The organism is Nocardia sp. NPDC005366, assembly GCF_040606855.1.
Classification (GTDB): domain Bacteria; phylum Actinomycetota; class Actinomycetes; order Mycobacteriales; family Mycobacteriaceae; genus Nocardia.
This window is the reverse complement of record NZ_JBEXFQ010000009.1, coordinates 168,208-193,375: the sequence shown is the minus strand read 5'-3', so window position 1 is coordinate 193,375 and position 25,168 is coordinate 168,208. Positions and strand designations below refer to the sequence as shown.

22 protein-coding genes are annotated in these 25,168 nt (G+C 65.2%); 15 read left to right on the top strand and 7 right to left on the bottom strand.

Features of this window, described 5'->3' with window-relative positions; translation table 11 throughout:
- Nucleotides 1–76: 76 nt before the first annotated feature.
- The 6 genes from ABZS43_RS13470 to ABZS43_RS13445 all read left to right on the top strand — a co-directional run bounded on the left by ABZS43_RS13470 (nucleotide 77) and on the right by ABZS43_RS13445 (nucleotide 6,565).
- Complete coding sequence (locus ABZS43_RS13470; protein ID WP_355036148.1) at nucleotides 77–1,921, top strand: SCO2524 family protein; 1,845 nt, start codon at nucleotides 77–79, stop codon at nucleotides 1,919–1,921.
- 3 nt (nucleotides 1,922–1,924) lie between these two features.
- A complete protein-coding gene (locus ABZS43_RS13465; protein ID WP_355036147.1) occupies nucleotides 1,925–2,893 on the top strand; it encodes an SCO2523 family variant P-loop protein in 969 nt (322 codons plus the stop codon).
- A gap of 44 nt (nucleotides 2,894–2,937) precedes the next feature.
- Entirely contained in the window at nucleotides 2,938–3,945 is a 1,008-nt protein-coding gene (locus ABZS43_RS13460; RefSeq protein WP_355036146.1) for an SCO2522 family protein, read from the top strand.
- Between the two features lie 12 nt (nucleotides 3,946–3,957).
- The gene (locus ABZS43_RS13455) at nucleotides 3,958–4,920 is read left to right on the top strand and encodes an SCO2521 family protein (RefSeq protein WP_355036145.1); all 963 of its coding nucleotides are present in this window, start codon (nucleotides 3,958–3,960) and stop codon (nucleotides 4,918–4,920) included.
- Nucleotides 4,921–5,258: 338 nt separating this feature from the next.
- Nucleotides 5,259–5,726, top strand: coding sequence for a GNAT family N-acetyltransferase (locus ABZS43_RS13450; protein ID WP_355036144.1), 468 nt, complete (start codon nucleotides 5,259–5,261; stop codon nucleotides 5,724–5,726).
- Between the two features lie 47 nt (nucleotides 5,727–5,773).
- Nucleotides 5,774–6,565, top strand: coding sequence for a hypothetical protein (locus ABZS43_RS13445; RefSeq protein WP_355036143.1), 792 nt, complete (start codon nucleotides 5,774–5,776; stop codon nucleotides 6,563–6,565).
- A gap of 18 nt (nucleotides 6,566–6,583) precedes the next feature.
- On the opposite strand, the gene ABZS43_RS13440 is transcribed toward ABZS43_RS13445, so the two are convergent.
- From ABZS43_RS13440 to ABZS43_RS13415, 6 genes are all read right to left on the bottom strand, one after another.
- Nucleotides 6,584–7,588: an SCO2521 family protein gene (locus ABZS43_RS13440; protein ID WP_355036142.1), complete on the bottom strand. Its 1,005-nt coding sequence runs from the start codon at nucleotides 7,586–7,588 to the stop codon at nucleotides 6,584–6,586.
- 1 nt (nucleotide 7,589) lies between these two features.
- Nucleotides 7,590–8,585 carry an SCO2522 family protein gene (locus ABZS43_RS13435; protein WP_355036141.1) on the bottom strand — a complete coding sequence of 332 codons (996 nt, stop codon included), beginning with the start codon at nucleotides 8,583–8,585 and terminating at the stop codon, nucleotides 7,590–7,592.
- Nucleotides 8,586–9,509 carry an SCO2523 family variant P-loop protein gene (locus ABZS43_RS13430; protein WP_355036140.1) on the bottom strand — a complete coding sequence of 308 codons (924 nt, stop codon included), beginning with the start codon at nucleotides 9,507–9,509 and terminating at the stop codon, nucleotides 8,586–8,588. It abuts the gene before it with no gap.
- 9 nt (nucleotides 9,510–9,518) lie between these two features.
- Nucleotides 9,519–11,396, bottom strand: coding sequence for an SCO2524 family protein (locus ABZS43_RS13425; protein WP_355036139.1), 1,878 nt, complete (start codon nucleotides 11,394–11,396; stop codon nucleotides 9,519–9,521).
- A gap of 232 nt (nucleotides 11,397–11,628) precedes the next feature.
- Complete coding sequence (locus ABZS43_RS13420) at nucleotides 11,629–13,113, bottom strand: MFS transporter (protein ID WP_355036138.1); 1,485 nt, start codon at nucleotides 13,111–13,113, stop codon at nucleotides 11,629–11,631.
- A gap of 164 nt (nucleotides 13,114–13,277) precedes the next feature.
- The gene (locus tag ABZS43_RS13415; protein WP_355036137.1) at nucleotides 13,278–13,952 is read right to left on the bottom strand and encodes an FCD domain-containing protein; all 675 of its coding nucleotides are present in this window, start codon (nucleotides 13,950–13,952) and stop codon (nucleotides 13,278–13,280) included.
- Between the two features lie 366 nt (nucleotides 13,953–14,318).
- Between ABZS43_RS13415 and ABZS43_RS13410 the strand changes: the two genes are divergently transcribed.
- From ABZS43_RS13410 to ABZS43_RS13390, 5 genes are all read left to right on the top strand, one after another.
- Nucleotides 14,319–15,803: a nitrate/nitrite transporter gene (locus tag ABZS43_RS13410; RefSeq protein ID WP_355036136.1), complete on the top strand. Its 1,485-nt coding sequence runs from the start codon at nucleotides 14,319–14,321 to the stop codon at nucleotides 15,801–15,803.
- 26 nt (nucleotides 15,804–15,829) lie between these two features.
- Nucleotides 15,830–18,400, top strand: coding sequence for a nitrite reductase large subunit NirB (gene nirB / locus ABZS43_RS13405; protein WP_355036135.1), 2,571 nt, complete (start codon nucleotides 15,830–15,832; stop codon nucleotides 18,398–18,400).
- Between the two features lie 64 nt (nucleotides 18,401–18,464).
- On the top strand, nucleotides 18,465–18,866 hold the full coding sequence (gene nirD / locus ABZS43_RS13400; RefSeq protein ID WP_355036134.1) for a nitrite reductase small subunit NirD: 402 nt from the start codon (nucleotides 18,465–18,467) through the stop codon (nucleotides 18,864–18,866).
- Between the two features lie 6 nt (nucleotides 18,867–18,872).
- On the top strand, nucleotides 18,873–20,120 hold the full coding sequence (locus tag ABZS43_RS13395) for a uroporphyrinogen-III synthase (RefSeq protein ID WP_355036133.1): 1,248 nt from the start codon (nucleotides 18,873–18,875) through the stop codon (nucleotides 20,118–20,120).
- 46 nt (nucleotides 20,121–20,166) lie between these two features.
- On the top strand, nucleotides 20,167–20,973 hold the full coding sequence (locus ABZS43_RS13390; RefSeq protein WP_355036132.1) for a sirohydrochlorin chelatase: 807 nt from the start codon (nucleotides 20,167–20,169) through the stop codon (nucleotides 20,971–20,973).
- A gap of 23 nt (nucleotides 20,974–20,996) precedes the next feature.
- Here the strand turns inward: ABZS43_RS13390 and ABZS43_RS13385 are convergent, their stop codons facing one another.
- Nucleotides 20,997–21,956 carry a helix-turn-helix domain-containing protein gene (locus tag ABZS43_RS13385; protein WP_355036131.1) on the bottom strand — a complete coding sequence of 320 codons (960 nt, stop codon included), beginning with the start codon at nucleotides 21,954–21,956 and terminating at the stop codon, nucleotides 20,997–20,999.
- A 129-nt stretch (nucleotides 21,957–22,085) separates the two neighbouring features.
- Here ABZS43_RS13385 and ABZS43_RS13380 point away from each other — a divergent pair, with 129 nt between their 5' ends.
- The 4 genes from ABZS43_RS13380 (at nucleotide 22,086) to ABZS43_RS13365 (ending at nucleotide 25,122) form a co-directional block, all read left to right on the top strand.
- Entirely contained in the window at nucleotides 22,086–23,000 is a 915-nt protein-coding gene (locus ABZS43_RS13380) for an NAD-dependent epimerase/dehydratase family protein (protein WP_355036130.1), read from the top strand.
- Between the two features lie 91 nt (nucleotides 23,001–23,091).
- Nucleotides 23,092–24,111 carry an alpha/beta hydrolase family protein gene (locus ABZS43_RS13375; RefSeq protein ID WP_355036129.1) on the top strand — a complete coding sequence of 340 codons (1,020 nt, stop codon included), beginning with the start codon at nucleotides 23,092–23,094 and terminating at the stop codon, nucleotides 24,109–24,111.
- Nucleotides 24,112–24,158: 47 nt separating this feature from the next.
- Complete coding sequence (locus tag ABZS43_RS13370) at nucleotides 24,159–24,494, top strand: TfoX/Sxy family protein (RefSeq protein WP_355036128.1); 336 nt, start codon at nucleotides 24,159–24,161, stop codon at nucleotides 24,492–24,494.
- Nucleotides 24,495–24,669: 175 nt separating this feature from the next.
- Nucleotides 24,670–25,122: a VOC family protein gene (locus tag ABZS43_RS13365; RefSeq protein ID WP_355036127.1), complete on the top strand. Its 453-nt coding sequence runs from the start codon at nucleotides 24,670–24,672 to the stop codon at nucleotides 25,120–25,122.
- The last annotated feature ends 46 nt before the right edge of the window (nucleotides 25,123–25,168 follow it).

The following is a 25,168-nucleotide window of genomic DNA, read 5'->3' as shown; positions in this document are numbered from 1 at the left end:
GCAGATTGCCGCCAGGTCGTGACTTTCCGGATTGGACCAGCGCGGCCCGCTACGAGGGTTTTGAGGATGGCGGCAGGTGAGAATCCAACCGAGAGAACAGATTCTGGGCATCTGGAAGTCGATGATCGGCGCGTGTTGGGTTGACAACGAGTGGCAGTGGGGAGGGGTGCGGGACGCCAACTCGATCAGTGACTCCGAGCAGTTGCTGTGCCTGCTCTACCCGGCTACCGAGATCGACATTTTCGCACTGCATGATCCAGATCGGATCGAGCAGGACGTGCAATCGGTCCTCGAACCGATCGGTGGCACAACACGTATCGGCGCGTTCGTGGTCTCGCTGTTGGCCTCCTACATCCGCAATAATTCTACCGAGGACGGACTTCCGATCTTCGCGGGCGGCAGCTATTTGCGGTCGAGCGAGGAACGGCCGCCGACCGAGATTCAGCAGCAACTCGAGATTGTCGACTCCTATTCGATGTCGCTGACCGTATGTATGGCAGGTCTGCGCTTCCTGCGTGACTACCGATCTCGCACCTGTCCGGGTCGGTCCACCGACCAGGTCGACGAGTTGTCCGAGCACTTGAGCACCCGGCTGACCGCGGCGATGACCGGGTTGCTTCGGAGTTTCGTCGTCAACACCGTGCGACCGAAATCGACTGAGGGACAGAAGATTCTCGGAATGCTCAACCAGGATGGGCGGACCGAGCAGACCGTGCTCGCCGGTATCAGGACGAACCTGGAGCGGGTCAGGGCACGGTTGCGCAGTGACGTCACACTGGGCCAGGAGGCGTCGGTCAAGGAGTTGGAGGACGAATACCTGCTATTCGAATGCGGTTGGAGTTGGGGTGTTTCAACCGACGCGAGTCCGGTGGATTTCGTCGACTCACCGATCGCCACCGCGGCAGGCATCGCCGAACCGCGGCCCTACCTCTACTTCACGGTCGTGGCACTGGACGGCATCAATGACCTCGTTTCGCCGCGCGCCGGCGAACTCGGCCTGCTGGACGAGACCCAGCACCGGTTGGCGCAGGCGCTGCGGACGCGCTGGGAGTTGACGCAGCGCTACTGGTCGATCGTGGCGCGATTCGGCGAGGAGCGCTGGCCTCTCGAGGACATTCCTTGGCAGACCTCCGACGGTGAACAGTCCGATTACTACAGTCTCATCGTTTCCGCGGTATTGATCCAGGATTTGGTCCAGCGCAACGCCTCGGACGACGACCTGACAAGGGCCGTGGCGATTTTCGACGAACTGGCCGGTCGCGGTCGGATCATCCGACGCCCGATGAGGGATGATCCGGCGGTGGCGCTGCACCGGCCGGGTGTGCTGCTCAGCCTGCGTGGGACGGAAAAGGTCGACGAAGGTCCGATGCTGCAGTGGCAGGTGTCGGACTTCTCCGCTGTGCTGCTCAAGCGTATGTTGCAGGCGGCACGGCTGTCGAACAATGTCGCCGCGCGGGACAAGTTGATGGAACTGTCCAAATCGACCATGGACCACCTGCATCGGCGGATCTTGCGTGACGGCGCGGTCGGCCTGTGGGACGACCCGGACAGCGCCTTCTCCGATGAGCACCGACCCACGGAAACCAAACCTTCGTGGTACATGACCGAACGCGTGATCGAGTGCCTGGTCGTGGCCGACCGCACATATCGTGAGCCACCGCCGAACTGGCCCGATCTGCAAGCGGTCGCGCGGGTCATGCTCAATATCGCCGAGCATCGTTTCGACCAGGAGATGCTAGGTGTCAGCGTCGATGACTACTCGGACAATCGCGTCGCACTCGACAGTGTCGAGCGGTACATCGATGATGCGAGACGGTTGATACGAGAAGATGCCGCGACGACATTTGTACACACCCTCGACGCCTTGCGCATACTCGACCAGTTGGTCACCGCGCAGCGTGACGCCACCAGGAATCCGTGACCGATGATCGTCTTCGCGACTTCCGACAAGGGCGGTACAGGCCGGTCGGTGACCAGTTGCAACCTGGGATATCGATTGTCCCGCAGGGGCAGAAGTATCGCCTACGTCGATTTCGATTTCGGCTCGCCGACCGCGGGTGCGATTTTCGAGCTCGGGGGATTCGAGCGTGGCGTCCCACCGGATAGAGCAGCATCGGGTGCGAGTATCGGGAAAGGTCTGCACTCCTATCTCCTCGGCGAGATCAGTGTGCCCACGCGAATCAACGTGCGGGACAATACATCTCGTGATGATGTGCGTAGGTTACGCGGTCGCGGCGGGCAATTGGTGTTGTTCCCCGGTGACGAGAGCGGAGGGGAACTCCGCAGCGGTAACGATCCCGAGGTCATCGATCGGTGCGCTCGGCTGCTTCTGTCTGTCGAGCGTGAATTCGATATTTGTCTGGTAGATCTCAGCGGCGGTCGGTCCACCGCGATGGAAATGGCGTTGAACGCTACCGCGACTGACGCGTTGCAGAGCCGAACGGTGCGTTGGCTGATATTCCAACGGTGGACCCATCAGCACATTCTCGCGACATGCGGGCTGGTCCACGGCGCCCACGGCCTGCTCGACCGCGGGCAACGCGCTGGCCACAGTAGAGAGAAACTCCTGGAGAGTGTCCGGTTCGTACGTACCGCGATCCCGCGACTCGATCGGTCCTGCGGCGGTCCCGCGCCACAGGCGGTGTGGCTGCATCAACAGGACCGGATGTTGAACGCATTGGCGGGTGCCAGCCGGGTCGGGGCGAGTTCGCTGCTCGGTACCGTTCCGGTCGAGCCGATACTGCAATGGCGAGAACAACTGATTTTGGACGTCGATGTGCAGAAGGAAATCGCCGAGGCGGGCACTGTCGCGGCGTACGACCGTCTCGCCGACGCATTACTCGATGAGCGGATCTGGCGTCCGTTACCGGGTGTGCTCCGGCCCCGTTCTTGATTCGATCACTGTCGAGTGAGCATCCCGGGAGGGATTTCCATCACGTGGACCACATCGCAGGTTACAGCGAGGCGACGACTGAACAGGCGCGGGTGAGCTCGGTCCCGTTATCGCATCTGTCGATCGAGGTCGGCCATTTCTCCATGCGGGAACTCACCAGCGGCGTCGACCGTATCCGTGCGCAGTTTCGTCGCGTCGCGCCGATGGTCGAGGCGCTGACCACACGCGCGGAGAACGAATTCGGACCACGAGCTCGGGTGAGTACCTGCTTCCTGATCGACGACTATTCCCACGGTGATACCAGACCGGCCGACGTTCTCGAAGATGTGCTCACGGTGGCGCGAGAGTGTGGATTGACCATCGACTATCTCGCACGTGAGGCAGGCTGCTGGGAGGTGCCCGAGGTCGTTCGCGACGCGGTGGTGCTCACCCCGCGGATCGAACTCGCGGAGATGGTGCGGGGTCGGATCGTGGCCGAGCCGGAGCCGGGCGATAACGGAAGACGCCCGCCGACGTCTGTCTCCGGATGGCTGTGCAATGGCAAACGGGCCGCCGGCGGCGATTCGGGGCAGGCCATGCATCCGGACGAACCGTATGAACCGCCGAAGGAGTTCGGCAGTCGCGAGCATTCGATATTTCTCGATGTCGAGTTGTGGCGGCGCGCCGAGGGCGTGATGATGTGGTCGGCTCCCTACCTGTCCGCGATCTGGCAGTTGCTGCGGTTGGGTGTGTTGCGCTACGAGGGCAGGCCTGTCGTGGAGCCACAGCTCTGTACGGTGGGTGGTCCGTGGCCGGAAGGATGGTCGGAGATGCCCGCTGTTCTCCAGCTCGACAGCCGGGCCCAACCGTTTACCGCCTACCATTCGTTCTCGATCCTGCCCCTGCGATCGCTGGGTGTCGAAGCCGCCGTTCGGATGATTCTGGATCACATTCATCTCGACGAGGAAGTGGTCGATCAGGTGGTCTGTCGTGGGGAAGCGGAAGGTGTCGCGGTGTCGCGGCGGGTGGCCGAGCGCATCAGCCATCATCATTTCTTGACGGACGGATCCTGAGCGGAGATACCTGTGCCACCAGAGCCCCTGGCTGTCTTCGGAGAGGTGTGCACCGCGCCGTTGCCGACGGCGGTGGCATTGCGCCGAGGTGAGATCGAACAGCTGCTGGAACTGGTACCGGGTCAGCGCGCGCAGTGGCGCTCGCGGCCGGTATCCCTGGGTATTTCCGCGCAGACGGGGGAGGGCATCGACTGTCCGCTGGCCGCACCCGCTCATCCCGTCGTTCGTGCGATCGGCACGGTGGGGGTACGCGCGGTGATCGTCGGCGGCAGGGTAGTGCAGAGTTCGTCGCAGGCCACGATCGTTCGATCGGACTCCGACCGTCGGAAGAGTTGGCACCACTATCTGCGCGAGCTCGGGGTAGTCGAGGTGATCACGAAGGTTCGTACGGATACGAGTGTCCTTGTGGCCGAGGGCTTTCTACAGCCGAGCAACACCGACGTCCTCGACCTCACACCCGTCAACGAGCGTCTGCTGGCGCGGATCGCTGTCGGCGATCCGTCGGGGCATGATGGGCCGCCGCGTATCGGCGCTACTCGCTTGCGCTGGGCCGCGAGGGTCGATGCGGTCTCCATACCCCGGATCGCCTTCCGCGTCCATGACGAGATCCGGCGCACTGCTCTCGTACTCGTGCCGTCCGAGTGCGAACTTACTGCGGCACAACGGTTCTTCGAGGATCTCGCGGTACACGACTGGCTGCTCACGGCCATGACGGGCGCGATCGAACGCGCTGATCTGGCCGGGCCCGGCAGTGAGGATGCCGCTGACATCCTCGCGCCGGTGCTGCACCATCTGGGGCATCTGTGGGCGCCGGGCGCACATACCCCCGCGCCGCTGCGTCCCTTGTGGACACAGTTACAGGACGATCCCGGCATGTCGGTGGAATGGTCCACGTCGGTCGATCATCTCCGCAACCAGTTGGTGGTGGCGACCTGGAATGCGCTGAAGCGCAGTCGGGTCGGCGGAGATATGTGACGCCGCGAGACGGTCGGCGGGTGGGCGTGGGAACGGCCTCGGAGCGTAAGCGGTCTTGACGTCCAGCCGGGAGTGGATGGCGCTGGAAATGGCGCCCTCATCCGTTCCTGGACGGTGTTGCGGCGTGGTGCGCCGCTTCGGGTGAAATGTCGGTCATAGTGGCGATTCGAGGATCTTTCGCCTCGGTGATGCGGTCGGTGCCCCGGCGGGATCGGATTCGTCGCGCTGGACGCCGTAACGGATCACGGGACCATTCCGGGACCTCCACACCGACGCGGTGGAGAGCGGGACGTTCTAGGCTGGAATTGGACGGCTTATGCCCTGACATTAGGGAGCACATGAACAACGCTGAGGTGCTGCAGCGGCTGGAATACCGGCATGCTCGCTTCGACGACCTCGAGGATCTCGCGGATCTGGAGGCCAAGGTCTTCACCGAGGCGCCGTACCAGTACCTGATGCTGCGGCAACTATTCGACCTGCACGGATCCGATTGGCTGGTCGCCGAATTGGACGGCAAGGTTATCGGGTACGCGTTGACATTGGAACGTGGGGGTCGCGCCCTACTGTTCACCTTCGCCGTGGACAAGCAGTACCAGAGGCAGGGCTATGGTCGTGGCCTGCTGACCCGCGCTCTGCAGGTGTGCAGTGATCTGGGCGCCGAAGTGATGAATCTGACGGTGCGGCCCGATAATCGTCGGGCTGGCGCTCTGTTCGAACAAGCCGGGTTCGAGTTCGTCAAACATGACGAGGCATACTTCGGTGAAGGTGAGCCCCGTGATTTGTTCGAATACCGATTCCGTTCCTGATAGCTGGACTCATATCAATGGGTGGGATTTCGTCGTATGTCGAATCGGTGTCGGACCTCATCGGTAGGCATGCAAGGCAGCACGCCCAGGAACTGAGTCAGGACGAAGGTTCTGAGCAGGCGAAATTGGAGATGCTCACCACCCGTATCGAATCGATTCTCGCCGATTACAATCCGTCCACACTCCATCGCAAATCCGACCCTTTGGTATTCGGTCAGCTGTATGCCGCGGCGCGGCAGCCGGAGCCCGACGAGGAGAATGGGCGAGTGCCGAGCGCGACCGTGGCCGCGCTCATGGCGGCGGAGGTCGAATTCTATGGGCCGCTGCGGTTGAGCAACCGTCAGAACGGCTTACTCGCCAAAGAATACGAGCTATTGGGTGAGCAGCTCTCCGGGGTCCAGCTCTACGCATACGCTGCCTTGGCCTACCGACGCGGGGCGGCGTTGTACCGCCTGAACGAAGATGAACAGGGGCAGGACGGGTGTGGACTGCAATTGGCGCGCGCGCGAACTCGTGCGACGCCGGTGTGGTGGCGGCGATCGGCGGGACAGATGTCGTATGCGCTGTGTGGACACGGGTATCGACCCTCCTGGCTCCTCGGCTGGGTGGCCGTGCAATTGGTGTTGTTCACGGTCGTCGGTCTGCTGTTCGGCGGCAATCCGTCTGCGACCGAATCCGTGTACATGACCGTGACCGGTTTCCTCAACCCGGTGGGGCCCGGTGACATCGAGCATATGCATGCGGTCGCGCGACCGCTATTCGCGCTGGAAGCATGGGTGGGCACCTTATCGATGTCGGTGTTCTTCGCACTTCTCGTGCGCAAGTGGTTCCGGATGTGAATTCGGCAGGGGCCTGTCTCACCGGTGCGCTCGTTCTTGATGTGCATCTCCGGTGAAAGCCTTGTATCGCAGGGCGTCCAGGGTTGCTACCGCGATATTGTCGCGTAGTCGGGATACCAAGGTGGTCCACTGACGGGTGAAACCCGGGTCGTTCTGCAATTCCTTCCACAATGCGCGTACCAGGGTGGGGGTGTGTCCCCCCGGCATCCACAAGCCCGTCAGGTGTTCGAGGGCCGGGGCCAAGGTGTCGATCCGTTTGGGGCTACGCGAAGGAAAGTGATCCGCTTCATCGAGTAACTCGGCCATGACCGTCAGCAGCCAGTCGTGTACGGCGAGATCCTCGCAGAACCGTTGGGTCTCGGTGAGATCTTTCTCTTCACGCACGATCAATTGGATCGACCGCACGCGGTCGTCGTCCAGACGCAAATCTGTCGCGGGCCCCGCGCTGCCGCCGATACGAGCGGTCCAGCGCAACCTGGTTGTGCGCGCCCGGATGGGCGGACGCTGATCCAATTGGGCGGCCATGCGGATATCGCCCAGCAGACGCTCGCTGATCGAGGCGAGGTCGAGGGTCTGCTCAGTGAACGGACCCGAGAAATATCCGCGGACGAGGGCCTTTTCGGCGATCTCCCGTTCGGGTATGCGGTTGATGACCTCGGTGATGCCCTTGCAGCTGATGTAATGCGACCAGGTCTGCCGACGTCGATCGGTGGCCCGCACTACCCGGGTGTGGGCCGAAGACTGGAGCACCCGGCCGCCTACCAGTACGGCATTGGTCGCCACGGTACCGACGATGTGCGCGAATCCTCCTTCCCGCACCGGATCGTCGCCCAATGCCAGGTCACAATCGACGCCGACCGCGATGGTCGGCGATATCGCGAGTTTGCCCGGCCGCTCTTTCCATCGCACCGCGGAGCCGGGCATCAACGCGAGCAGTTCGGATGCTTCGGCCTGGGAGAGGGCCGTCGCCGATGGCAGCAGACAGGTGCGAATCTCACCGAGCACCACAAGGGGCGTGGCCATCTCACGCCCCGTCGAGTAATAGGTGGGACAGCCGATCGCTGATCTTGCGTGATACCGAGACTCCCTCGGCGTTCGCGCGGTCGATGATCTGCGCGAGGACGGCGTCATCCAGATCGAGATGATCCAGCACCACTCTTACCGCGTGCTCGATACCGATATAACTCTTGGGCAGCATCGACAGGGTCCGGTAGGCCGCGAATGGTTGGGCAGCGGGATTCAGCTGTATCACCGGTGGCACCTCGTCCCAGCGCCGCGGCCACGTTTCGCCGTGCTGTGGCTGTGGATCCACCACCGCCGCGCCGTTGTAACGGAGCATCCCGAGTCGCAGCAGATGCCAGACGGCGGCGAGGAACATGCATGACCATCGAGTTTCCGCTGTCCTGTTACTCCACAATTCCACGTCGAGGAAGAGCGAATGCTCGCGACGACCGAACTCCTCGGGCGGTCGATAGGTCCGATTGCGCATCGCCTGCACCTGGTCGTGGTCATGGTCCGAGGACCGCCTGCCATTGCACAGCCAGCCCGACTCGGCAGTGGGTGGGCGGCTGCCGTTATCGGGGGGCGCGGGCTCGGCGACGATACGTGCGGCCACCATCTCCGCCACCGGAATCGGTTCGCCGCGCGATTCGCCGCGGTCGAACCGCGAAATCTGGTGGCAGCCGGACTCACGGGCCAGATAGTCGATGCCGAGACCGGCCTCTTCGGCGGCGGCGAGAAGCTTTCCGAGGATATCGGACGGGCTGGTATCCGGCTGGAAGTAGTCATCGATCAGGTAGCAGGTGCTGACTCGTACGTCATTGCCGTACTGCACCTTCGCCGACTCGATGAATGCCCGCACCAACGGAACGATGCGCCGGAACTCTGCTCGCACCTTATCGATATCGCGAGCGATATCCTTGAGATAGAAATGCCCGACCTCGATCGATAGATGCGAGAGCGGAACCTGCTCGATCTGCGGCTGATCGGTTGCTTCGCTGTATCTTTGCGCGACTGGCATCTAGAGCAACTCCCACGTGGCGTTATCGATCAAACGGCGAGCGATCCTGCTGTATGCCTGTACGGTCTCGGTTCGGGCGATACGAGCGTGGACGTCTCGGTCGAGGATCAGTTGCTCGCGCCATTGCAGTACTGGCTCGATCGGGGTTTCACCGAGCACTAGTGACTGGCCGAGGCGATGCTCGGCGGCCATGGTGCGCAATTTCGCGCTCTGCTGCTGTAGCCATGTCGACTGGGCGCCGTGCGGATCGCTGGATTCCGCCGTGGTGGCAGGTACCGCAGTGCGCACATAGCGAAGCGAGCCGAGGAGTTCGCTCTCGACGTGCTGGTAGGAGACGCCGGACTGGAGCAGCCCGTTCGGTCCGTACACCAGGCCGGATGCGGCGAGTATGTGCTGGCGGGTCCATCGGTGGAAGATCAGCCAGCGGACGGTGAGGTGTCGCATCTGTGGCAGCGCGGTTGTTCGCAGGGCGAGTTCGAGTGCGGCCGACCGACCTGCACTGAGATCGACGACAACCACCGCGAATTCCTGCTCCAAGGCCAGCAGCAATTTCGCGCAGCGCGTTACCGTGGTGGATGTGCATTCGAGGAATTCCGCGCCGCCCTCGTTGCCTGGAACGAGTACCAGGCGGCCGGAGCGTGGGCCGATACCCTTGAGTTCCGGTCTTTCGGTGTCCTTGCCGACGTCGATGTGGGTAGCGGTGCCGCTCGCACCGAGTAGGTAGGAATGCACGCCGGAACCGGTCGTTTCCGGTATACCGCGTTCCATTCCACCGATCTCGAACAACGCACCGGCGGTGGGGGAGCCGAAATCGAAGTCGACATAGGCGACATTGTCTCCGGCCAGGCACAGCCGATAGGCGATGTTGCAGCTGGTCACCGAACGTCCGGTGCCGCCCTTATCGGAGGTGGAGAACACCAGCACGGCGTCGCCCTACCGCGTAGCGTCCTGGCGCGCGTACGCCAGTTCGTCGAGTTCGGTCAGTGCCTGAGCGGCCAAACTGTAGGAGGTTCCCGGACGTTCGCGTAATACTCGGCGGGCACGGTCGAGTGAGTGCCGAATTCGGTCGACCGCAGCCTGTCTCGCGGACAGGTCATCGCCTTGGACCTCCAATTCCTCCTGATTGAGGAGGTGCTCGGCCTCACTGAGTAGATCCACCGCGCGTGTGATCATTGCTTTCGGTGCCAGCGGGGGGCCGCTGAAAGTGCCGTGGGCGACCACCAGACATTCCATGACGCGCTCGGTGACGAACCAGGACGGATCCTGCGGAACGGATTCCGCGCCGTTGGGCATCCAGCGGGGGTCGTCCCACAACCCACGGGCATCGCCTTCGCGCAGGAGAGAGCGATCGAGATGGTCCATGGCCGATTCGGCCAGCGCCATCAGTTGGTCGCGGATATCGACATCGGTGCGCAAACGTGCTGCCTGGAGGCAGCGTTTGAGCATCATTGTCGCGAAATCCGGTACGTACCACTGTAATAGAGGGCCGTCACCGATGGCTTCGCTCCCCGCCAGGCGTAATCGGACGCCGGGATGATGGATGGCCGCGGCGGGGTCGGCGGAGGTGAGCCGACTGGTGATTCTGCCGCGACGGGCGAGTTGATCGAACACCGCCACCGTGCGCTCCAGATCTTCGGTGCTGTTGCGGTAGACCAGATCCTGGATGAGCATGGCGGCCACCGCGAGACTGAAGTACTCCGATTCCTCGCCGTCGGAGGTGCGCCAGGGGATGTCCTCCAATGGCCAACGGCCGCTGTCGAAGCGGGCCACCGTCGACCAGTAGGTGCGGGTGAGTTCGAAACGCAGTGTCAGCGCGTCGGCGAGTCTGCGCTGCTCGTCGTTGAGCAACTCTAGCTCCCGGAGGCGCTGGGACGACAGGTCGATGATGCCGTCCAAGGCGACGGCGGTGAAGTACAGATAGGGGCGGGGTTCGGCGTAACCGACTGCGGTGCCCACGCGACTGGGTGGGGTGACGATCGGCCCGGAGGTTTTGACTATGCCCCAGCCCCAACCGCATTCGAACAGCCGTTTGTCGTCCGCGATATCGATCTCTCGTTCGACGGTGGCGGTTCTGTTCACGGGTGGCTGTGCCAGCTTGACCTCGTTCGCGGCTTGCACTCGCAGCCGCTCCAGTCGAGTCGCCAGCTGATCGAGGACGTCACCGGCCGGGGAATGACTCTGGTTGATCATGGTCAGGATCTCGCGCCCGGCAGCGGAGTTCGGTTCCGGGGTGTTGATGACGAAGCTGCGCACCAATCCCGTCATGGCGGCGGTGAGCCGCGCGGAGACCTTGTCGATCACCGACGGAATACGGTCGCGCAGCTGCCTGGCTTCCAGTCGCACTTCACCGAGGACGAATCGTTCGAAGCCGCGTAGGAAGCGTAGCGACGCGATGCACAGACTCAGCGACATCGAATACGAGTCGACGACCTCCAGCGCCGATTGCGCTTCATTCGGTGGGTTTTCGTCGATGGAATGCAGGTAGCTGCCCCCGGCGAAGATCGGGTGACCTTCCGCGTCCGTGTAGTGGTCCAGGTATTTGTCGATCAGGTCGACGAGGGTGCCACCGATGCGGGTCTCCTCGCCGAACAGGGAGAGCGCTTTCTTCGCGTCGGAGGCCATTTCGTCGGGTTGGTCGAGAGCGAAGGCATCGATCTCGGTCGCCGGATACAGCAGGCAGAGCAGCTGCTCGGCGTCGCTGATCGAATTGGGGCCGTCACGCCCGCCCCAGTGCCATTCCCCACTCCGGCAGGAGTACGCGAGCACGGCCCGCCACAAGTCGAGTAACTGTTGCCGTGGCCGAATTCTCATGCGTGCCCGTCCTCGCCCCCGCGCTCGGCCCGTGAACACCGAACGTCGTCGTTACACAAAGTGTGCCTCGATGATATTCGGGAGTCCACGGGTATGGACGAGGATTGAGTTCGCTATGAAATAGCTTGTGTGGCAATCACTTCCGCCGAGGACTCGGGCGGGGCGTGGAAACGCCGAACGCCGTCTCCGGCGGACGGGCCGGGGGCGGCGTTCGACGATGGGGCAGTAGGGATTACACGTTCGCGTAGGCCAGTGACGAGATGCGGCCGACGGCGAAGCTGGAGCGCAGGTAGAAGAACCAGGTAACCCCCGCCATCACCAGGAACGCGACGGCGTAGGCCCAGAATGCCGGGTTCATATTGCCGAAGTTGATGTTGGACAGGCGAAGTGCCTGCTGGAGCAGGTAGCCGCCGGAGGCGCCGATCGCGCCGATGACGCCGATGGCCGCACCCGCCTGCCTGCGGGCCGATGCGGTGGCTTCGGTGATGTCCATGCCGTGTTCGGAGGCGTACTTCTTGGCTTCCGCGCTGAAGATGGACGGGATCATCCGGTAGGTGGAGCCGTTGCCGATGCCGGTCAGGATGAACAGGATGAGGAATGCGGCCAGGTAGAGCGGGAAGCTCTTCATTTCCAGAGCCGCCATGATAAGGGCGACGGCCACCGACATGCCGGCGAAGACGAAGACGGTCATCTTCGCGCCGCCGACCTTGTCGGAGATCCAACCGCCGAACGGACGGCTGAAGGAGCCGACGAGCGCGCCGAGGAAGGCCAGGTTACCGAGGGTGGTGATCCAGCCGATCTTGGCCAGGTCGGGGAAGTTGGCCTTGATCAGGGTCGGGAAGGCGAAGGAGAACCCGATGAAGGAACCGAAGGTGCCGATGTAGAGGAAGGACATGATCCAGGTGTGCCGGTTGGTCAGCGCCAATTTGTAGGATTTGCCATCGGATTTGGCGGTGGCGATGCTGTCCATGTAGCGCAGCGCGCCGAAGGTGGCGATGAGGATGAACGGTATCCAGACCAGTACGGACAGGGTGATGCCGAAGCGATAGCCCGCGGGATCCTTGGCCATGATGTGGGTGCCGAGGGTGATGAGCAGCGGCAGGATCAACTGGGTCTGCGCGACGCCGAGATTTCCGCCCGCGGCGTTGATGCCGAGGGCCGCACCCTTCTTCCCTTCGGGGAAGAAGAAGGAGATATTGGCCATCGACGAGGAGAAGTTGCCGCCGCCGACGCCGGCCAGCGCGGCCAGCACCATGAATACCCACATCGGTGTTCCTGGCTGGTTCACGAAGTAGGCCAGTCCGATTGTCGGAATCAGCAGCATGGCCGCGCTGAACGCGGTGAACGCCCTGCCGCCGAATTTGGGGATGGCGAAGGTGTACGGAATCCGCAGCGCGGCGCCGACCAGGGTGGGGGTCGAGGTCAGCAGCAGGGCGTTGCTGACGGCGGTCGGATTGCCCTTGCCGAGTCCGGCGAGGAAGTCGAACCCGGCCAGGCCCATGCTGGTGACGACGGTGCCCCAGATGACCCAGACGCTGAATCCGAGATTCTCCGCGAATACGGAGAAGATCAAATTCTTTCGGGCGGTGAGTTTGCCGCCGGACTCCCAGAATTCGGAATTATCCGGTTCCCATTTCTCGAGCCAGCGCCCGCGGCTCTGATGCTCGAACGCCTGCGTTCCCGATTCGTGTGCTGTGGTAGCTACTGTGGCAGTCATCGGCTTCCTCTCGATTGCCTCGCTACGGTCGAGACAAACGTAGAAGTCGGTTGTTGCGCGCCGATGGCCTTCCGTTGCGTTCCCGGCAAATCCGACTCACATGGCCGAAACGCGGTCGGTGACCAGTTGGTTACTTCGCGTGCTCGATGCGAGACCGGTCGGGACTATCGAGGTTCGGGGTACTCCGCGATCAGTGACCCGAGGAAGCATCGGGTCGCCTGGGCGGCCTGCTCGGGATCTCCGTCGATGACAGCTTGCACCAGTTCCCGGTGTTCGGTGTCGTAGGACTCGTCGGATTTGGAGGTGCGCGAGCGGATCACCTGTTCGATGGTCGGCAGCAGCGAGTCGTAGAACTCGAGGTACACCGCGTTGTGGCTGGCGACGACGATCGCGCGATGGAGGGCGACGTCGGCGGCGATGGCGGCGATATTGCCCTCGCCCCAGGTGTGGCGGCTACGCTCGTCCAGCAGTCGCTTCAGTGTGGCGATATCGTTGTCGTCGCGGCGGCGCGCGGCCAGGGCGGCGGCGGTGGTGTCGAGCGCCTGACGTAGTTCGAGGACGTCGCGTTCCTCCGCGTCGGCGAAGTATTTGGCGAGGGTGCCGCCGACTTCGGATATCGCGATCACATAGGTGCCCGAACCTTGGCGGCGTTCCAGCATGCCTGCGTGGACGAGCGCCTGAACGGCCTCGCGCACGGTGTTGCGGCCGGTCCCTGTGAGCTCGGTGAGCTCCGGTTCGGTGGGGATGCGAGAGCCGATAGACCAACGGCCCGAACGAATTTCGGCACGCAGCTGCTCGGTTACCTGGGCGATGAGGCTGGTGCGCCGGACTGGTTGCACCGAAACAGGGTACCGCCCCTCGCGGGGCGCGAGGCTCCTATCATCGGGTCATCCTATGATTTATCGCGACGGCGACGCTCTCCGACGCCGAGGAAAAACCTCACAGCTCGAGTTGCGAGGTCGTGCGGATGCCGCCATTCTTTGTGTGAGCGGTAGTGCGTGTCACACCTCACCGTCTCGATATTCCGAGATCGGCTCTATTTCACCCACGGAAACGCTTGTGTCACATCGTTGAAACATAGACCCGGAACTCACCTCGGGTTTCGGGGAATCGTGAGCAACCGTTGATTCTGCGGTCATTTCGCGCAGCATTTCGGCAATACCTGTTTCCTACCGTTGGGCCTAACCGATTTTGGGAGGCCCTCGTTGAGCACGCTGACGCGTAACCGCAACATCGAGCATTGGGATGCCGAGGATGTCGACGCCTGGGAGGCGGGCGGTAAGGATGTCGCCAAGCGCAATCTGATCTGGTCGGTCTTCGCCGAGCATGTCGGGTTCTCGGTCTGGTCGATCTGGTCGGTGATGGTGCTGTTCATGCCGACCGACAAGTTCGGCATCGACCCCGCGGGCAAATTCTTTCTTGTCGCTGTGCCGACGCTGGTCGGCGCGCTCCTGCGCATTCCGTACACCGTCGCCACCGCGCGCTTCGGCGGACGCAACTGGACCATCTTCAGTGCGGCGCTGCTGCTGATTCCGACACTGCTGACGCTGTACTTCATCAACCAGCCCGGCACCTCGTACACGACCTTCCTGATCGTCGCGGCGTTCGCCGGTCTCGGTGGCGGCAATTTCGCCTCGTCCATGACCAATATCAACGCCTTCTACCCACAGCGGCTCAAGGGATGGGCGCTCGGGCTGAACGCGGGCGGCGGCAATATCGGCGTTCCGGTGATCCAGCTGATCGGCCTGCTCGTCATCGCGACGATCGGCAACGCGTACGCCTCGCTGATCTGCGCCATCTACCTGGTGCTCGTCGCGCTGGCCGGTGTCGGCGCCGCGCTGTACATGGACAATCTGAAGAACCAGAAGGCCGATCTGTCCTACATGATCACGGCGCTGAAAGTGCCGCAGTCCTGGGCGATCGCGTTCCTCTACATCGGCACCTTCGGATCGTTCATCGGCTACAGCTTCGCCTTCGGCCAGGTGCTCCAGATCAGCTTCAAGGCGGGCGGCGACACCGCGGCGCAGGCCGCGCTGCACGCCGCGCAGATCGCCTTCATCGGCCCGCTGCTCGGTTCGCTGGCCAGGCCCTACGGCGGCAAGCTGGCCGACCGGATCGGCGGCAGCCGCGTCACCCTCTACGTCTTCGGCGCGATGATGGCCGCCGCGGTGGTCGTCGCGTTCGCCAGCACCGTTGGCGACAGCAACAAGGGTGTGCCGACCGGCGGCGTGATGACCGTGTTGGTCACCGGATTCATCGCGCTGTTCGTGCTCTCCGGGGTCGGCAACGGGTCGGTCACCAAGATCATCCCCTCGGTCTTCGACGCCAAGAGCAAGAGTCTTGACGCCAGTCCCGCCGCGCAGGCCGCCTGGTCGCAGAACACCTCCGGCGCGCTCATCGGCTTCGTCGGCGCGATCGGCGCCCTCGGCGGCGTCGGCATCAACCTGGTGCTGCGCTCGTCCTACGCCTCGACCAATTCCGCCACCACCGCGTTCTGGGTCTTCATGGCCTTCTACGTCGCGTGCGCCGTCGTGACCTGGGCGGTATTCCTGCGCCGCCCGACCGCGGACAGCCGCTCCGCCGACTCCGATGTCGTGGTCGAGGCCGAGACATTCGTCCTCCAGGCCGAACACGCCGCGCAGTCGGGCAAGGGCAGCGCACCGTCCACCAATACGTCGGCTCGCGCCTGACACTCGCACCACTACGGAGGTCACTCATGAACCCCACCGTCGATCCGACGCAACGCAAGACCGCGGTGGTCGTTGGCCACGGCATGGTCGGTCACCGCTTCGTCGAAGCGCTCCGGTCCCGCGACGAGGCAGGCCGATGGCAGGTCGTCGTCCTGAGCGAGGAGCAGCTCCCCGCCTACGACCGCGTCGGCCTCTCGGGCTACGTCGGCACCTGGGACGCTTCCGCGCTGGCGCTGCCCGGCAATGAGTACGCGGGCGACGATCTGGTCGAACTCCGTCTCGGCCAGCGCGGCATCTCCATCGACCGTGACGCCCGCAAGGTCACCACCTCCGACGGCGACACCATCGGCTACGACGCGCTGGTGCTCGCGACCGGCTCCTACGCCTTCGTGCCGCCGGTGCCGGGGCACGACCTGCCGGAATGCTTCGTCTACCGCACCATCGAGGACCTGGACGGGATCAGGGCGGCGGCCGAGGCGGCCGGCCCCGGCGCGCACGGTGTCGTCGTCGGCGGCGGTCTGCTCGGACTGGAGGCGGCCAACGCGCTGCGCCTGCTCGGTATGACCCCGCACGTGATCGAGTACAACGAGCGGCTGATGCCCGCCCAGATCGATGCGGGCGGCGGCGCGATCCTGGAGAAGCTCGTCACCGATCTCGGACTCACTGTGCACACCGGTGTCGGCACGTCGTCGATCGAGTCGGTGGCAGAGGGCGCCGAAGGCAAACTCAAGCTGACCCTGTCCGACGATTCGGAGATCAACGCCTCGCTGGTGGTGTTCTCCGCCGGTATCCGTCCTCGTGACGAGATCGCCAGGGAGTCCGGCCTCGAGGTCGGACCGCGCGGCGGCATCATCACCGATCTCGGGCTACAGACCTCCGATCCTCATATCTGGGCCATCGGTGAATGCGCCGCGGTCGAGGGGGTCTGCTACGGCCTGGTCGCCCCCGGCTACACCACGGCGGAGATCGTCGCGGACCGGCTGCTCGGCGGGGCGGGTGAATTCCCCGGTGCGGATATGTCCACCAAGCTGAAACTGCTCGGGGTGGATGTGGCCAGCTTCGGCGACGCGCACGGTGTCACCGAAGGCGCGCTGTCGGTCGTCCTGCACGACGCGGCCAAGGGCACCTACGCCAAACTCGTCGTCTCCGATGACGCGAAAATCCTGCTCGGCGGCATCCTGGTCGGCGACGCCACCGCCTATTCGGCGCTGCGTCCGCTGGTCGGCCGCCCACTGCCGGCCGAACCCGCCGCGCTGATCTCGCCCGCCGGTGCGGAATTGGGCGCCGACTCGCTGCCCGATGACGCGCAGATCTGCTCCTGCAACAACGTGAGCAAGGGTTCGATCTGCGGCGCGATCGCCGAAGGCGCCTGCGACGTGCCCGCCGTGAAGAGTTGCACTTCCGCCGGAACCTCCTGCGGCGGTTGCGTTCCCATGCTCAAGAAGTTGCTCGAGCAGTCCGGCGTCGAGATGTCCAAGGCGCTGTGCGAGCATTTCGGCCAGTCGCGCGCCGAGCTGTTCCAGATCGTCCAGGTCACTGGAATCCGCACCTTCTCCGGCCTGATCGCCAAGTACGGCAAGGGATCCGGATGCGATATCTGCAAGCCGACCGTCGCCTCCATCCTGGCGTCCACCTCGAGTGGTCACATCCTCGACGGCGAGCAGGCCGCGCTGCAGGACACCAACGACCATTTCCTGGCCAACCTGCAGAAGAACGGCACCTATTCGGTGGTGCCGAGGATGCCGGGCGGCGAGGTCACCGCCGAGCAGTTGATCACCATCGGTGAGGTCGCCAAGGAGTTCGGCCTCTACGTGAAGGTCACCGGCGGCCAGCGCATCGACCTGTTCGGCGCCCGCGTCGAACAGTTGCCGCTGATCTGGAAGCGTCTTGTCGACGCGGGGATGGAATCGGGCCACGCCTACGGCAAATCGCTGCGCACGGTCAAGAGCTGCGTCGGCTCCACCTGGTGCCGCTACGGTCAGCAGGATTCGGTCGGCATGGCCGTCCTACTGGAGAAGCGGTATCGGGGGCTACGGTCCCCGCACAAGCTCAAGCTCGGCGTCTCGGGCTGCGCGCGCGAATGCGCCGAGGCCAGGGGTAAGGACGTCGGCGTCATCGCCACCGAGCACGGCTGGAACCTCTACGTCGGCGGCAACGGCGGCCTCACCCCGAAGCACGCGGTACTGCTCGCGGGCGATCTGGACGACGAGACGCTGATCAAGTACATCGACCGCTACCTGATGTTCTACATCCGCACCGCCGACCGGTTGCAGCGCACCGCGCCGTGGCAGGAGGCGCTCGAGGGCGGTATGGACTACCTGAAGCAGGTCGTGTGCGAGGACAGCCTCGGCATCGCCGACGATCTGGAGGCCGCGATGGCCGCGCACGTCGACGGATACCGGGACGAATGGGCCGCGGTCCTCGATGACGAGGAGAAGCTGTCTCGCTTCGTCTCCTTCGTGAACGCCCCCGAGGAAACCGATCAGACCATCTCGTTCGACGACAGCGGCGAACGCAAGGTGCCGGTGCTGCTCGGTCTGCCGGAGATGCCGGTGGCGGCGGGTGTGGGATCCACCACAGCCACGCACGGGAAATGAGCGCTTAACCGCGTGGAAACAGGACGCCGGTACCAATGATGCAGGCGCTCGGAGGAGGAACCCGATGACCGTTATCGATACACCCAGCATTTCGCAGGCTACGACCACGGGTTGGACACAGGCGTGCCGACTCGACTACTTGATTCCTGGCCGCGGAGTCGCGGTGTTGCTGAAAGGTGGCCGCCAGGCCGCCCTGTTCCTACTGGCCGACGGCACGGTGTTCGCCGTGGGTAATATCGATCCGATCGGCCGGGCCGCGGTGATGTCACGGGGGATCGTCGGTGATCGCGGTGGGATTCCCGTCGTCGCGTCGCCGTTGCTGAAGCAGGCGTTCTCCCTGATCGACGGACATTGCCTGGACGACGAGTCGGCAGCGCTGCCGGTGTACGCGGTGCGTGTGGACGACGGCATCGTTTCGGTATCCAACGAGCCGGTGGCGTCCGGGCTCGACTCCTCGGACGGATGAGCATTCATGACGACGATCGACGCGGGCGCATGCCTCGCCGGATTCACGGTAGGAATCACGGCGGCGCGACGTGCCGATGAATTCGCCACGCTGCTGACGAGGCGGGGCGCGACGGTGGTCGCCGCGCCCGCCATCCGCATCATCCCGCTGGCCGACGACACCGAATTGGAGCGGGTCACCCGCCAACTCGTCGCCGAACCGCCGCAGATCGCCGTCGCGACCACCGGCATCGGATTCCGCGGGTGGATGGAGGCGGCCGAGGGCTGGGGTCTCGCCGAGGAATTGCGCACCACCCTCGCCGGTAACCGGATGCTCGCTCGCGGCCCCAAGGCCAAGGGCGCCATCCGCGCCGCGGAATTGCGCGAAGAGTGGTCACCGGCCTCGGAATCCTCCGCGGAAGTGCTCGACCATCTGCTCGCCGAAGGTGTGGAGGGCGTGCGGATCGCGGTGCAATTGCACGGCGCCACCACCGAATGGGAACCGATTCCGGATTTCTGCGAGGTGCTGCGCTGCGCGGGGGCCGATGTCGTTCCGGTTCCGGTGTATCGCTGGATTCCGCCCGCCGACCAGGGGCCGATGGACCAGATGATCGAGGCGATCGTCACCGCGAACCTGGACTGCGTGACGTTCACCAGCGCACCGGCCGTGGCGTCGATGCTGATGCGCGCCAAGGAAACCGGGCTGCTCGAGGGTGTGCTGCACGCCCTGCGTGGCCGGGTGCTTCCCGCCTGCGTCGGACCGATCACCGCCGCGCCGCTCGAGGAACTGGGCGTGCCGACCTCGATGCCGGGCCGGGCCAGGCTCGGTGCGCTCGCGCGCCACGTCGCGGAGGAATTGCCACGGCGCGCCAACCGGATTCAGGCCGCAGGCCACCAGATCAGCGTGCGCGGTGGTTGCGTGGTGGTGGACGGGGTGGTGCGTCAGCTCGCACCGGCGCCGATGGCGTTGATGCGGTCGCTGGCCCGTCAGCCCGGCCGGGTCGTCTCCCGCGAGGATCTGCTGGCGGCGCTGCCGGGTGGCGGCGACGACACCCACGCGGTGGAGACGGCGATCGCGCGGTTGCGCGCGGGGCTGGGCACACCCAAGGCGATTCAGACCGTGGTCAAACGCGGCTACCGGCTCGCCTTGGACGCCGCGGAATGCGCCGATGATTTCCCCCGGGCGGTGGACGGGCAGCGCCCGCCGCTGCCGGGAATCGGTACCCCGGCTCGCGCGCCGCGCTACGTCCAGTCGATGGGGAGTTGGTCGGCATGACGGCGGGACGACGATCCGAACGGGGCGACGTCGACGGGGGCCGATCATGACCGCGCCCGCGCTGGTGCTGGTGGCACACGGCACCAGGAGTACCAGGGGCGTGGAGATGATCGCCGCACTGGCCGAAGCGGTCTCGCTGGAATTGAGTACGAGGGCCTCACGGGAATCCGGTGCCGCCGGGGTGGTCACCGCGGCGCACGAATGCCGGGCTGTGCGGGGCGAGCCGATGATGGCGGCGCCGGTCGTGCGCACGGCCTTCGTGGATGTGCTCGGTCCGTCGCCGTCGGAGGTACTGCGCGATCTGGAAGCGACGGCGGGATCTGTGCCCGCCGTGGTGGTTCCCGCGTTTCTCGCGTCGGGCTATCACGTCTACCAGGATGTGCCGCGCGAAGTCGAGGAGAGTAATCATCCCTCCGTGTCGGTCACCCCGGCCATGGGTCCGGATCCGGCACTCGCCCGCATCATGACCATGCGTCTGCGCGCCGTCGGTCAGCGGCCCGGTGACGCGGTGGTCTTCGCCGCGGCCGGTTCCTCGGATGCCAGGGCGCGCGAGGATGTCAGGCGCTCGGCCGCCCTGCTCGCCGAGCACCTCGGCGCACCGGTTCGCATCGGTTACGTCGCCACCGGGGCCCCTCGGGTTCCCGATGTCGTCGCCGACCTACGGGCGTCGGGCGCGCGACGGGTGTTCATCGCGTCGTATCTGCTGGCGCACGGTCTCTTCCAGCAGCGGCTGCACGAGGCGGGCGCGGACGGCGTCGCCGATCCCATCGGTGCGCATCCGGCCGTCGTCCGGTTGATCGCCGACCGATACCACACCGCCGCGAGGGAATCGACCCGAGTACGGGTGCTCTGAGCGGCCGGGAGGATCGTCGGGTGCTAGGCCAGCTGTCGCGGCGACCTCGTGAACGATGCGCGGTAGGCGCTCGGCGATAACCCGACCTGGCGAATCATCTGCTGGCGCAGGGATTCCGCCGAGCCGAGACCGCTGTGACGCGCCACCTGGTCCATGGGTAGCGAGGTGGTTTCCAAGAGTTCGCGAGCGCGGTGCACGCGCTGGTGGGTGAGCCATTTCTGCGGACTCGTTCCGGTCTCCTCGTGGAAGCGGCGGGTCAGCGTGCGCACGCTGGTGCGCGCGTGTCCGGCGAGATCGTCCAGGGACAGCGCAGTGTCGAGACGCCCCATGGCCCATGCCCTGGTCGCCGCCAGCGACAGACCGCTCTCGGGCGGCAGCGCGGTGTCGACGAATTGGGCTTGACCGCCGGGACGCACCGGCGTAACGACGGCGACGCGGGCAGCGGTGTTGGCGATACTCGCTCCGTAATCGGTGCGAATCAGGTGCAGGCACAGGTCGATTCCGGCCGCGGCTCCGGCGGCGGTGGTGATCGGACCGTCCTCGATGAACAGTGCGTCGGTGCGGACGCTCACCCGCGGATAGCGGTCGCGCAGTTCGTCTGCCAGACCCCAGTGTGTGGTCGCGGTGTGCCCGTCGAGCAGTCCGGCCTGGGCGAGGACGAAGGCGCCGCTGCAGATCGAGGTGACGCGGGCTCCGCGATCGGCGGCGCGGCGCAGCGCGGCCACCGTCGCCGAATCCGCGGTGCCGCGCGCTCCCGTGCTCGGCACGATCACGATATCGGCCGAGTCCACGATCTCGAGGCCGTGCGGCACCACCACGTCGAAGCCGCCGATTCCCGCGGAAACCACACCGGGTTCACCGGTGCAGACCGTGACGGAGTATCCGGGTTCGCCCTCGACGGTTACCGACCCGAGCAGCGTGTGCGGCATGGACAGGTCGAAAGTCTTCACGGGCGGGACGGCGACGACCGCGACGGATTTCATGGCCGGATCCTTGGGATAGGTGGCAAGGCAGCCACTAGCCTACCGTGCGGCGGGCGGGCAGGGTGGAGATCGAGGGCTCGGCGACATTCGCCGATGAATCGAAACACTTTGTCCCAGAGAGGAATCAACATGACCGACCATATCGTTGTCGGACGCGGCGGCACCGCGTCGGCCACCGCGCTGCTCCTCGCCGACGCGGGCGAGCGGGTGCGAATGGTCAGCCGCAGCGGAACCGGACCCGAGCATCCGAATATCGAACGGGTGGCCGCCGACGCCACCGACACGAGCGCCTTGGCCGAGATCGCGCGGGGCGCCGCCACGGTCTTCAATATCGCGGCGCCCGCCTATCACACCTGGCCGCAGGCGGTTCCGCCACTGTTCGGGGCGATCCTGTCCGCGGCCGAACAGGTCGGGGCGAATCTGGTGATGCTGGGCAACCTCTACGGATACGGGCCGGCGAACGGACCGGTGACCGAGGATTCGCCCCTGGCGGCGACCGGTCCGAAGGGCAGTGTCCGTGCGCGGATGTGGCGCGAGGCCGAAGCCGCCCACCGCGCGGGCCGGGTGCGTGCGACGGAGGTGCGGGCGGGCCAATTCCTCGGCGCGGGAGCGGTTTCGGTGTTCTCGCTGATCGTGCAACCCAATGTGCTGGCCGGTCGTCCTGTCCTCGTCCCGCAATCGGTGGACCTGCGCCATCCCTACACCGCGATCGCTGACGCCGCGGCGGCGCTCGTCGCCGTCGCGCGCGACGACCGGGCGTGGGGACGAGCCTGGCACGCGCCGATCATCACGACCACCGTCCACGAGGCGGCGTCCCGGCTGGCCGCGCTCGCGGGCGTCGACCTGCCGCCCCTCGAGGTCATGACCGACCGTGAACTCACCCTGCTCGGCTTCGGCGACCCGTTCTGGGGCGAGCTGTTCGAGACGTACCACCTCTCGCACCGGGAGTTCATCGTGGATGATTCCGCCCTGCGTGACACCTTCGGCATCGGCGCGACGGCGCTCGATGATGTGTGGAAGACGGTCGTGCAACCGGCCGCCTGAGCGGGCGACCCGGTGCGCCCACCGCGTATCCCATCCGAATTCACCACGGTCGAGTCGCATACGAACACGCCCGGTGAGTACGCGAAATACGGTGGACGCACCGGTAGACCCGGTCTTGCGCGACACTCGACTCATGCATCGGCTCGTGAGCTGTTCGATCGCCGTCATCGCCGCCTGTGCCGCGCTCATGTGGTCACCCGTCGCGGCGGCAGACCCCGAATCCGGCATCATCGACGTCCGTCCGCTGGGCGGGCGTCAACTCGAGGTGGTGGTGTATTCGGCCGCGATGGATCGGCCGATCACCCTGTGGATGTCACATCCCGGTGCGGGTGCGCCCGCCCTGTACCTGCTCAACGGGGTGGACGGCGGGGAGAACGGGGGCCCGTGGCCGCACCGGACCGACGTGGCGGAGTTCTTCGCGGACCAGCCGGTGAACGTCATCGTGCCGATGAGCGGCAGAGCCAGCTACTACACCGATTGGATCGCCGACGATCCGGTCCTCGGCCGCAACAAGTGGACGACCTTCCTGACCAGGGAACTGCCCCCGCTGCTCGACGCGCGCTTCGGGATGACCGGGCGCAATGGCGTGGCCGGCCTGTCGATGTCGGCGACCTCCGCGCTCAATCTCGCCATCGCCGCACCCGATCTGTACCAGGCAGTCGGCGCCTACAGCGGCTGCGCGCGCACCAGTGATTCGGTCGGGCGTCTGCTCGTCCGATCGGAACTCGCCGTTTTCGGCGGGAATGCCGCCAATATGTGGGGCGCGCCGGACAATCCGGCCTGGACCGACAACGACCCGGTGCTGCACGCCGAGCAGTTGCGCGGCAAGGCCCTGTACGTGTCCGCGGGCAACGGTCTACCAGGGCCGCACGACACGTTCGGCGCGCAAGGGATCGGCGGCAATCCGGGTGCGCTGCTGGACCGGGTGCTGGTCGGAGGCGTCATGGAGACGGTGGTCGGCAGCTGTACCCGCCCGCTCACCGATCGGCTCGCCGCGCTCGGCATTCCCGCCACCGTCGACATGCGTCCGGCGGGCACCCATGCCTGGCCGTACTGGCAGGACGACCTGCACCGTTCCTGGTCGATATTCGCGCCCGCGCTCGGCGTGTAGCCGCGCTTGCGCGCCGACATGTCGGTACCGGGAGCGAGACTGTCACCATGGCATACGACGAAGAACTCGCCGAGCGGATCCGGGAGGTCATCGAACCGGGGCCCGAGCTCACCGAGAGGAAGATGTTCGGTGGTCTGGCCTTCCTGATCGGCGGAAATATGGCGGTGGCGGCCAGCGGCAAAGGCGGGCTGCTGGTGCGCGTCGACCCGCGCCACGGCGACGACCTCCTCGACGGATCGCACGTGCAATCCATGGTGATGGGCGGTCGCGACATCGACGGTTGGCTGCGCGTGAGCGCCGAGGCGGTGCGTGCGGAGGCGGCGCTGCGCGAGTGGGTCGACCGCGGCGTCGCCTACGCCCGTTCGCTGCCGGCCAAGAGGTAGCGGGCGGGCCTCGGTGCAGCCCGCACCGGGGACCATCCCGGCCGGACTATGTCTGACCTGCGGCTATCGGTACGGAAAAAATTTCCGAGATTTCCGCCGAGATAGGTCGAGGCGGCGGCGTCGGCTCCGACCGAAGGGTGACAGCAGGTCATCACCACCTCATAAGGAGCACATCATGTCCGTCAACACCTTCCTCTGGTTCGACTCCGAGGCCGAGCAGGCCGCGACCAGGTACGTCGAACTGGTGGCGAATTCCCGCATCACCGATATCGCGCGGCATCCGGACGGTTCGGCCTTCATCGTGAGCATCGAGTTGGACGGCCAGTCGATCACCCTGATGAACGGCGGCCCCGGACATCCGCTGACCGACGCGGCCTCGATCCAGGTGGTCGTCGATTCGCAGGAGGAGGTCGACAGGTTGTGGGACGCCCTCACCGAGGGCGGGACGCCGGGAAACTGCGGCTGGCTCACCGATCGCTACGGTCTGTCGTGGCAGGTGGCCCCGGCCGGGCTGCCGGAACTGATGATGGGCGACGATCCGGCCAAGACCGCGGCGGTCGGCACGGTACTGCGGACGATGTCCAAACTGGATATCAAGGTCCTGCGGGATGCCTACGACGGCGCCTGAATTCGGTGTGTACGACAGGAATCCGCCCACCGCGCGCGGTGGGCGG